We start from the raw sequence: 8,761 nt of genomic DNA, 5'->3' as shown, positions 1-8,761 counted from the left end.
TCTGGACAAGTTTGAGCCCGTCTGAACCTTGATCTTAAAAGATACCTAGTACGCTGTATCAAAAGCTGATCCATTTATTCAAATCCTTTAAACAAATTATTGAGAGCTTTAGTAGCTCTTTGAACTCCACCCAAGTGGTCTTGCAAGTGGATATTTGAATGGCATCCTCTGCAAACCAAGTACTCGCGCCTTTTTATTTGACCTAGCTGGACCCAATTACCCAGCTTGCATAACGGGCAGTCAATCTCTATTTCTTTTCGATCAAAATTTGGAATCGTAACATTAATGGAAATTTTCAATGTGACTCCTAAAGAGAGTTAACGTTCAAAGCAAGCGCGCGGCACGCGTCGCTTTGCCTTTGTTTGTTAAGTGTTTTTGTATAACCTTGACCATGAATTCCAGTCGTCCTCATTCCGTAAGTACACTAACAAAGATAGATGCTCCATTTCTTCAGGATACGGAACGGCTAACATTTCTTCCTTATAACTCCGATGATTCTTGGAGTAATTTGAGAACAGATTAGTCAGTACAACGCTCGCAACTTCTTTAGCATCATCGCTTGGTTTTCCATCAAAAATAAAGCGTGCGACCAAATCTTCACCATCAGGAGATAGCTCGAAAGAGACTGCCCTAAACGATGGTGCCACCTCACCAAGCAGCGCACTTTGGGCGTATAGCATTAACTTTATTTCGTGCTCTGTTCGCATAGACACTTAACATTTTATTAGTGCGCATGCGCGTTTACCTCGTTGGACCAGTGAAAACGCGCACGGTTAACTATCTGTATGCAAAGAACTTATCAGCTTTCTTCCAAATACACCATCTGGAAAAACGCGCATGCGCGTTTTCCAAACCTATTATCTAATCCATGTGATTTATATGTAATTGATTATAAATATATTTATTTGTATTCAAATGTGAAAACGCGCACAAAGTTAGGATGAAAATCATCATTTTTAAATATGACTGTATGCCTATCCAGCCTTTAGTCATCGGTATGAATTGCAAAAGTTGAGTTATTAAGGATGAAAATTTTTAGGCAAGAAAGTCTGCTTTTAGATGCACCACAGGCAACTTGTTAACTCACTTTGGGGCAAAAGCTTTTTAGCTACACGAACAGTTAGAGAGATACTTAAGATTGTCATTGTTGCAACTGTGACCGTTGGCGGCATGGATGCCGCCGTCGAGCCCTTAGGGATGAGTTTATGGCGTGTCACAGGGGAAACAATGACAATTCATCCTACACACCTGACGACAACCTTATCTCGCTTTGGTGCAAAAGCTTTTAGCCAGATGAACAGTACAAGAATCGTTAAGATTGGCATTGTTGTAACTGTGACCGTTGGCGGCATGGCTACTCTTTCACATCTGACCCAGAGGGATATGGGAAATGCCACTATGATGTTGGGAACATCATTGGCCATGTGATCGCGGCATTTACACTTCCATGTGTTACAGATGTCGCCGTCGAGCCTATAGGGACACTGCTTTTTAAACAAAGGGCATGGCGTGTCACAGGGGAAACAATGACAATCCTGTACAGCGAGTAAGAGGGACTTTTGAAGTTTTGCTTTTAACAGTAATAAGCCAAATCAAGCCTAGTCAGGTTTAAACACCCCAATCACGGCACCTGTGGCTTTTTCGGTGACTTTGATATCGGTTTGCTGTTCGCGGTAATCACAGTCGGTGCATTCTACGGTTTCGATCCCGTTTTCTTTAAACAGCAGAATGCTGTCCTTGGCGCCACATTTAGGGCATTTTGCGCCAGCTACAAAGCGCTTTTTGATTTTGGTTGTCATGCTAATACCTTTATGCACTGACCAGCTCAGTTGGATCAGAAGGTGACTACGCTTCGCTTGCAAAACCGAAAGCGTGAGCCTGAAATTGGCCGCTATTTTGCCACAGTGCCCAGCTATTGCCAGCCTTTAAACCAAGTTGTGTTGCCATAAAAGATGAGCTGGCGAAAACGCCTTACAGTGTTATCCCAAGAAAGATTTGCCAAATCGGCCGTACACTCGCTTTGCCACTCATCCTAAGAGCGCCCTAAAAGCCGCCACAACATTCGCCAAAAATAAGAAGTAAAAAGTGTAAGAAATCCTCAGCAACTCGGCCTAAGTTGTGGTTTGCCATCGGCTTGTACGTTATCATCACAGCCCTTACTCATTCATGATATGACCAAGTTGTAGTTAATGATCAGCATCAACCAAGCGCAATTAATCCGTGGCAGCAAAACCCTGCTCGACGAAGCCTCTTTGACCATCTATCCCGGCCATAAGGTCGGCCTAGTCGGCGCCAATGGCACGGGTAAGTCCTCACTGCTGGCATTAATTATGGGTCACCTGAGCTTAGACAAAGGCGAGTTTAGTATGCCTTCGGGTTGGCAAATCGCCACCGTAGCTCAAGAAACCCCCGCGCTGGAAGTCTCGGCACTTGAGTATGTACTTGATGGTGATAAAGAATATCGCCAGCTTGAGGCCGATTTGCATATCGCGCAAGAACACAATGATGGCCATGCCATTGCCACCTTGCACGGAAAAATCGATGCCATTGGCGGCTACGCCATTCGTTCCCGCGCAGGTGCCCTGCTGGCAGGTTTAGGCTTTAGCGAAGCCGAGCAAAACAACCCAGTGAAAAGCTTTTCGGGTGGTTGGCGGATGCGCCTCAACCTCGCCCAAGCGCTGCTGTGCCGCTCCGACTTACTGCTGCTCGACGAACCGACCAACCACTTAGACTTAGATACCATGTACTGGCTCGAAGGGTGGATTAAGTCCTATCAAGGCACGCTGATTTTAATCAGCCACGATAGGGATTTTATCGACGAGATTGTCGATGAAATCGTCCATGTCGAGAATCAAAAACTCAATTATTACAAAGGCAACTACAGTGCCTTTGAGCGCATACGTGCCGAACGTATGGCGCAGCAACAGGTCGCCTTTGAGCGCCAACAAAAAGAACGGGCGCATATGCAGTCCTTCGTTGACCGTTTCCGCTACAAGGCCAGTAAAGCCAAGCAAGCACAGAGCCGCTTAAAGGCGCTGGAGCGGATGACTGAGCTGTTGCCATCCCAGGCCGATAGCCCGTTTTATATGGAGTTTCGCCCGCCGGAAGCCCTGCCCAACCCACTGATTAAAATGGAGCAAGTGGCCGTTGGCTATGGCGATAAGCAAATCCTTAGCAAAGTGCATTTGAACTTAGTCCCCGGCGCCCGTATCGGCCTCTTAGGGCGCAACGGCGCGGGTAAATCGACATTAATCAAACTGTTATCGGGACAACTGTCACCGATGACCGGATTATATGAGCCCAATCCCGGCCTGAATATTGGATACTTTGCCCAGCACCAAATCGAATTTTTACGCCTAGACGATACGCCGCTGCAACATTTGGTGCGCCTTGCGCCCAATGCCCGTGAGCAGGAATTACGTAACTTCCTCGGTGGTTTTGGCTTCCATGGCGATATGGCGCTATCGCCGGTTCGTCCCTTCTCCGGTGGCGAAAAAGCACGTTTAGTATTGGCATTATTGGTATGGCAACGGCCCAATCTGTTGCTGCTTGACGAACCAACCAACCATTTAGATTTAGAGATGCGCCATGCGCTCACTATGGCATTGCAAACCTTTGAAGGTGCAATGGTAATTGTATCGCACGATCGCCATTTATTACGCTTAACCTGTAGCGACTACTATTTGGTTGACCAAGGTGAAGTACAAGCCTTTGATGGCGATCTTGACGATTACCACCAATGGTTGCTCGACGCCGCAAAAGCCGCCAGTGCCAACCAAACGGCCAACAGCGATGACACCAAACCCGCTGTCGATAAGAAGCAGCAAAAGCGCTTAGAGGCTGAGCTACGCCAAAAAGTGTCACCCCTTAAACGCAAACAGGCGAAGCTTGAAACCGATCAACAAAAGCTCAGTGAGCGTCTCGCCGAGCTAGAGCATTTGCTGGCCGATAGCGAATTATATGATCAAGACAACAAAGCTAAGCTCACTTCGGTACTCAGTGAGCGTACCAGCTTGACACAGGCGCTAGAAGAAAGTGAAATGCAATGGCTTGAGTTACAAGAAGAAATAGATGCAATGGAACTTGAGCTAATGGGGCAGTAATTGCCCTCTATCGCCTAACATACAAGGAAGCGGTATGTCGGATGCAAACCCGCTAGACAGCCAAATTTGGCATTGGTGTGATATGAGCTACGGGCAAAATAAGCCACTTTGCCTTGAGCTACAGGATAACAATCAAGTGAACGTGAATTTACTATTGCTGGCGCAATATTTAGATCTCACGCTTGATGTGGCGGGTCCGCGACAGTATACGACCGAACAATGGCAACAGCTAGTGAATGCAGTTTGGGAGTGGGACGAAAAGTTTCTTACACCCTATCGCCGTTTGCGCCGTCTCGCCAAGGCCAGACTGAATGAAGAAGAATACCAGCAAATGCTTGATGTTGAGCTGATGTTGGAGCGCAAGGCGCAGCGCACAATTCTAAATGCCATCAATGGATTATCGCCAACTGGCGAACAAACCAATCTGGTGAGTTATCTCGCTCTATTTGGTTTATCCGCAGCGGATGTTAACGCACTGGATTTGATCGCACCTTAACTGGCCTCACGCACAACTTACTTAGTGCGGGCTTGAGGGTAACGCTGGCAGTTATCCTCAATCTTAAGCCAGCTCAGCTGCTGCTCAGTATAAATATGGTAATTTGGCTGCACTGAATTAGGATCATCTAAGCTGGCAATCGTTAGGGTGAGATAGTCGGGATACTCAGTGTGCCTAAAGGTCAGTGAGCAGCCACACTGGGCGCAAAAACCACGCCTCACATATTCTGATGAGGCAAATTCAGTCACTTTGCCCTTAAGCCAAGTCACTTGCTGCACCTTAAAATCCATCCAAGCACCAAACACGGCCCCAATGCTTTTTTGGCACATGCGGCAGTGGCAATAATCGGCATCGAAGGGCTTACCCTCAATCCGATAACGAATTGCTCCGCATAAACAGCCGCCTTCTCGTCCTATCTGAGTAAACATATCGCCCCCATCACCGCCCATCAAATAGCGCGGGATCAAAATATCGTTAATGACCTTAATTTAGCGTATCGACACAGCCAAGCTGAAATCCCACGCATTACCCATCGATTTCTTGCTGCAATTTTTCGAGTTCATCCAAAATATGCAGAAACTTTTGACCAAACTCAGTTACCTGATATTCGACCCGCGGCGGTAATTCGTTATAGATAATTTTATCTAAGATGCCAAATTCAATGTTCTTTTTTAAACATTGATTCAATACTTTCGTGGAGAGTCCCTCAACCGAACGCACCATTTCTCCAGGCCTTTGGATCCCATTGGCCAACAACTGATAAACCGTTAATGACCATTTACAGCCATAAATCGTCTCGACCATTCGGGCTGAACGCTCAGGCGGCGATTTACGTGAAATTATTTTTTCATTGTTATTCATAAAGATGTACCAAAAAGTACCTGCTTAACCAATTTGTACTTACTGTTCATATAGTTATTGAGTCCATAAGATTACCACCTTGATAATACATAAGGAGTAGCAAATGCAATTTAATACCTCAAATCTCGCCATTATTATCGGTGGCAGCAGCGGCATCGGTTTTGAAACCGCTAAACAACTGGTCAAGCAAGGCGTATCAGTGCTTATCGTGGGTAATCAACAAGAAAAACTCACTGCCGCCGTCGCTGCACTCAAACAGGAAAATACAACCCCCGAGTTACAGGTCGAGGGGTTTCAAGCCAACCTTTATCAAGCTGCGGATCTTAATCGACTGATTGCACACATTAATCAACTCGAACATAAGGTCGGCTATCTCGTCAATGCGGCGGGTTATTTCAACCCAAAATCTTTTATTGACCACACTGAAGCGGATTACGAACTGTATATGGGGTTAAATAAAGCCCTGTTCAAAATCACCCAAGCCGTCACCCACAAGATGATCGATGCTGGCGGTGGTAGTATAGTGAACATAGGTTCAATGTGGGCAAAACAAGCGGTTAAAGCCACGCCTTCGTCGGCCTACTCAATGGCAAAAGCCGGGTTACACGCATTAACCCAACACTTAGCGATGGAACTCGCAGATAAACATATTCGCGTTAATGCGGTTTCACCCGCGGTGGTGAATACGCCAATCTATAACGCCTTTATTCCAAAGGAAGAGCGAGACCAAGTGCTTGCAAGCTTTGATGCTTTTCATCCCATTGGACGAGTCGGTACTCCTGCCGATGTGGCAAATAGCGTGTGCTTTTTGCTATCCGATGATACCAGTTGGGTTACAGGTGCAATTTGGGATATTGATGGCGGCGTGATGGCAGGACGCAACTAAATTCGCAAGTTAATGCACTGCGAGCAACACATAAATCATTATTAGAAAAAGTTAAATCAGGTCTAACACTATGCTTAATATGGACTTTAGTGAACGTGTCGTTATCAATGCCGAGCCACAACCATGGTTGCCAAGTCCTGCTCAAGGCGTGTGGCGTAAACCACTTGAGCGGGAGTCTAAAGAATCAGGACACACCACCAGCATAGTGAAATATGACGCAGGCTCGCAGTTTACGACTCATAAGCATCCGCTGGGCGAAGAAATCTTTGTGCTCGAAGGGGTATTTTCCGATGAAAACGGTGATTATCCCGCAGGCAGTTATCTTCGCCATCCCCCTAGGAGCCAGCATGCCCCTTTTAGCCAAACAGGCTGCGTGATTTTCGTAAAACTTAACCAATTCGATCCGCGGGATCTCAAACTGATCAGAATGAATACCCAACAGACCCCATGGTTACCGGGTATTGGTGGCTTACAAGTCATGCCGTTACATGAGTTCGAGCACGAACATACCGCATTAGTGAAATGGCCCAACGGAGAAAAATTTCAGCCCCATCGGCATTTTGGTGGCGAAGAAATCTTAGTGTTATCGGGCAAGTTTCAAGATGAGTTAGGTGAATATCCACGCCACACTTGGATCCGCAGCCCTCATATGAGCGGCCATTTTCCTTTTGTCGAAGAGGAAACCATTATCTTAGTAAAAACAGGCCATTTACCCATTAGCACCATGTAACGCAAGTAGACAACTCATTGGGTTTATACCGCATAAGTGTTAACGACTGACTTATGCGGCAATATGCCACCCCATGCCGAGGAAATATCAGCCTTTACCATCTGTCAGCTTTTGCGCCAACGCGGTGGCATTGCGCGCGGTAATGCCATAAATCGACAGCTGCGGATTAGCCCCGAGACTGGTCGGGAAGATAGAGCCGTCCATCACCGACAGATTATCCAGATAATGTGACTGACCATAACTATTGACCATAGAAAGCTTTTCATCTTCGCCGAATGGACAGCCGCCCATCACATGGGCAGAGGCCACCACAGTCTTTAGTGGCGCTAAGTCCATTTGCGCTATGCTCTCTTTCGCCTCCTTCCATGAGGACAGATAAGGCATACCGTCACTAATAGGCAGTACTTTTAAAGCGCCCGCCGAAAATTGCAATTCGGCCATGCTGGCGTAGGCTCGCCGCGCCGCCCGCCAAAAGGCCTCGGTTAGTGGATAATCTAACGTAAAGCCGGTTGGGGTTAAATGCACTTGCCCGCCTTGGCTGTCGGGATGATAGCCATCACGAACCAAGGCAATGGTGACCTGTAACTGATTAAACTGCGCCATCAACTCAGCATGGCTTATGCCGTAACCTATGGTCTTAGAGGCGATTAATATAGGATGCACCGGCGGCACTTCAAGCTTGTAACCTAACTCGCCATCTGCGCCATTTTTCCAAACAAATTCATCCGAATAGATAGATTGCGGCGCGCCGCTGTGGGCATTAATCACATCGGCAAATACCCCACCAGACAGCACCGTGGGATGTAAAAAAGTGCGTTTGCCCAATAGTTGGTAGGGATCAGGCACCTCGGAGCGCATCATTAAGGTCGGCGTGTGGATAGCGCCCGCACTTAAAATATAGTGTTTGGCTTTAAACAGCAGCTCAACCGACGTCGGCCGTAAATTCACATCTAACGCTTGTGCCTTAAGAGCAAAAACTTGGCCATTATGATGTTCTATCTTAACAACTTTGGCGCGGCTGATAAGTTGAGCGCCCTTGTCTAATGCGCTCGGAATTGTCGTGACTAACATCGACTGCTTGGCATTAACAGGGCAGCCCATACCGCAATAGCCAGTATTCCAACAGCCCGCCACATTGCGCTTGATGACGGTATATTCCCAACCTAGATTGATACAGCCTTGCTTGAGCGCGCCGTTATTACGGTTAGGTTCATAATTCCATTCATGAATATTGAGCCGTTGCTCCATTTGTTCAAACCAAGGCACGAGGGCTTCGGAGTCAAGCCCCGCAACGGATTTATGCTGCGCCCAAAAGGCTAAGGCTTCCTTTGGCGTACGGATGGAAGTGGTCCAATTGATGGTGGTCGAGCCACCCACGGCACGACCTTGGAAAATACCAATCGCCTTATCAGCGGTTTTCATCGCCGCAGCCTGTTGGTACAAATTCGGGTATGCGACTCGCTCTTCCATATTAAAATCGCTGGAGGATTTAAGCGGCCCCGCTTCAATCATGATCACACTGAGTCCGGCTTGAGTGAGGATCTCCGCCGCCACACCGCCGCCAGCGCCCGTGCCCACAATCACCACATCGGCTTCAAATTGTTGATTTGCTTGTAGCTGACTCGCATCAGTGTGCTGCCAACCGGCATTTAAGCCTGTCACTATGGGGTCTACGATTGCCAATT

10 protein-coding genes are annotated in these 8,761 nt (G+C 47.2%); 5 read left to right on the top strand and 5 right to left on the bottom strand.

The features are described 5' to 3' along the window. Window positions 1-365 precede the first annotated feature (365 nt). Entirely contained in the window at window positions 366-680 is a 315-nt protein-coding gene (locus tag H9J30_RS21795; protein ID WP_244096595.1) for a MafI2 family immunity protein, read from the bottom strand. 379 nt (window positions 681-1,059) lie between these two features. Here H9J30_RS21795 and H9J30_RS11245 point away from each other — a divergent pair, with 379 nt between their 5' ends. Next, window positions 1,060-1,428: a hypothetical protein gene (locus H9J30_RS11245; protein ID WP_240131104.1), complete on the top strand. Its 369-nt coding sequence runs from the start codon at window positions 1,060-1,062 to the stop codon at window positions 1,426-1,428. A gap of 170 nt (window positions 1,429-1,598) precedes the next feature. On the opposite strand, the gene H9J30_RS11240 is transcribed toward H9J30_RS11245, so the two are convergent. Further along, window positions 1,599-1,799: a YheV family putative zinc ribbon protein gene (locus H9J30_RS11240; RefSeq protein ID WP_011071175.1), complete on the bottom strand. Its 201-nt coding sequence runs from the start codon at window positions 1,797-1,799 to the stop codon at window positions 1,599-1,601. Window positions 1,800-2,189: 390 nt separating this feature from the next. On the opposite strand from H9J30_RS11240, the gene H9J30_RS11235 reads away from it, so the two are divergent. Both H9J30_RS11235 and H9J30_RS11230 read left to right on the top strand, forming a co-directional pair. Next, the gene (locus tag H9J30_RS11235) at window positions 2,190-4,103 is read left to right on the top strand and encodes an ABC transporter ATP-binding protein (RefSeq protein WP_240131103.1); all 1,914 of its coding nucleotides are present in this window, start codon (window positions 2,190-2,192) and stop codon (window positions 4,101-4,103) included. 34 nt (window positions 4,104-4,137) lie between these two features. Continuing rightward, window positions 4,138-4,599 (top strand): DUF2390 domain-containing protein, encoded by a 462-nt coding sequence (locus H9J30_RS11230; RefSeq protein WP_240131102.1) that lies wholly within the window; start codon window positions 4,138-4,140, stop codon window positions 4,597-4,599. Window positions 4,600-4,616: 17 nt separating this feature from the next. Here the strand turns inward: H9J30_RS11230 and H9J30_RS11225 are convergent, their stop codons facing one another. Both H9J30_RS11225 and H9J30_RS11220 read right to left on the bottom strand, forming a co-directional pair. Continuing rightward, window positions 4,617-5,027: a GFA family protein gene (locus tag H9J30_RS11225; RefSeq protein WP_240131101.1), complete on the bottom strand. Its 411-nt coding sequence runs from the start codon at window positions 5,025-5,027 to the stop codon at window positions 4,617-4,619. Window positions 5,028-5,124: 97 nt separating this feature from the next. After that, on the bottom strand, window positions 5,125-5,460 hold the full coding sequence (locus H9J30_RS11220; RefSeq protein ID WP_023266941.1) for a winged helix-turn-helix transcriptional regulator: 336 nt from the start codon (window positions 5,458-5,460) through the stop codon (window positions 5,125-5,127). A gap of 103 nt (window positions 5,461-5,563) precedes the next feature. On the opposite strand from H9J30_RS11220, the gene H9J30_RS11215 reads away from it, so the two are divergent. Beyond that, a complete protein-coding gene (locus H9J30_RS11215; protein ID WP_240131100.1) occupies window positions 5,564-6,346 on the top strand; it encodes an SDR family NAD(P)-dependent oxidoreductase in 783 nt (260 codons plus the stop codon). Window positions 6,347-6,416: 70 nt separating this feature from the next. Further along, window positions 6,417-7,076: a cupin domain-containing protein gene (locus tag H9J30_RS11210; RefSeq protein WP_240131099.1), complete on the top strand. Its 660-nt coding sequence runs from the start codon at window positions 6,417-6,419 to the stop codon at window positions 7,074-7,076. An 87-nt stretch (window positions 7,077-7,163) separates the two neighbouring features. On the opposite strand, the gene H9J30_RS11205 is transcribed toward H9J30_RS11210, so the two are convergent. Beyond that, complete coding sequence (locus tag H9J30_RS11205; RefSeq protein ID WP_240131098.1) at window positions 7,164-8,759, bottom strand: GMC family oxidoreductase; 1,596 nt, start codon at window positions 8,757-8,759, stop codon at window positions 7,164-7,166. Window positions 8,760-8,761 lie beyond the last annotated feature (2 nt).

Origin of the sequence: Shewanella cutis (genome assembly GCF_022410515.1) — a bacterium.
GTDB classification, from domain to species: domain Bacteria; phylum Pseudomonadota; class Gammaproteobacteria; order Enterobacterales; family Shewanellaceae; genus Shewanella; species Shewanella cutis.
The sequence above is the reverse complement of the archived record's forward strand: the minus strand, read 5'-3'. Positions and strand labels throughout refer to the sequence as shown.

Bases quoted from the DNA above. Each gene is read 5' to 3' on its own strand.
- H9J30_RS21795 (WP_244096595.1), bottom strand. From the start codon at position 680: ATGCTATACGCCCAAAGTGCGCTGCTTGGTGAGGTGGCACCATCGTTT.
- H9J30_RS11245 (WP_240131104.1), top strand. From the start codon at position 1,060: ATGCACCACAGGCAACTTGTTAACTCACTTTGGGGCAAAAGCTTTTTA.
- H9J30_RS11240 (WP_011071175.1), bottom strand. From the start codon at position 1,799: ATGACAACCAAAATCAAAAAGCGCTTTGTAGCTGGCGCAAAATGCCCT.
- H9J30_RS11235 (WP_240131103.1), top strand. From the start codon at position 2,190: ATGATCAGCATCAACCAAGCGCAATTAATCCGTGGCAGCAAAACCCTG.
- H9J30_RS11230 (WP_240131102.1), top strand. From the start codon at position 4,138: ATGTCGGATGCAAACCCGCTAGACAGCCAAATTTGGCATTGGTGTGAT.
- H9J30_RS11225 (WP_240131101.1), bottom strand. From the start codon at position 5,027: ATGTTTACTCAGATAGGACGAGAAGGCGGCTGTTTATGCGGAGCAATT.
- H9J30_RS11220 (WP_023266941.1), bottom strand. From the start codon at position 5,460: ATGAATAACAATGAAAAAATAATTTCACGTAAATCGCCGCCTGAGCGT.
- H9J30_RS11215 (WP_240131100.1), top strand. From the start codon at position 5,564: ATGCAATTTAATACCTCAAATCTCGCCATTATTATCGGTGGCAGCAGC.
- H9J30_RS11210 (WP_240131099.1), top strand. From the start codon at position 6,417: ATGCTTAATATGGACTTTAGTGAACGTGTCGTTATCAATGCCGAGCCA.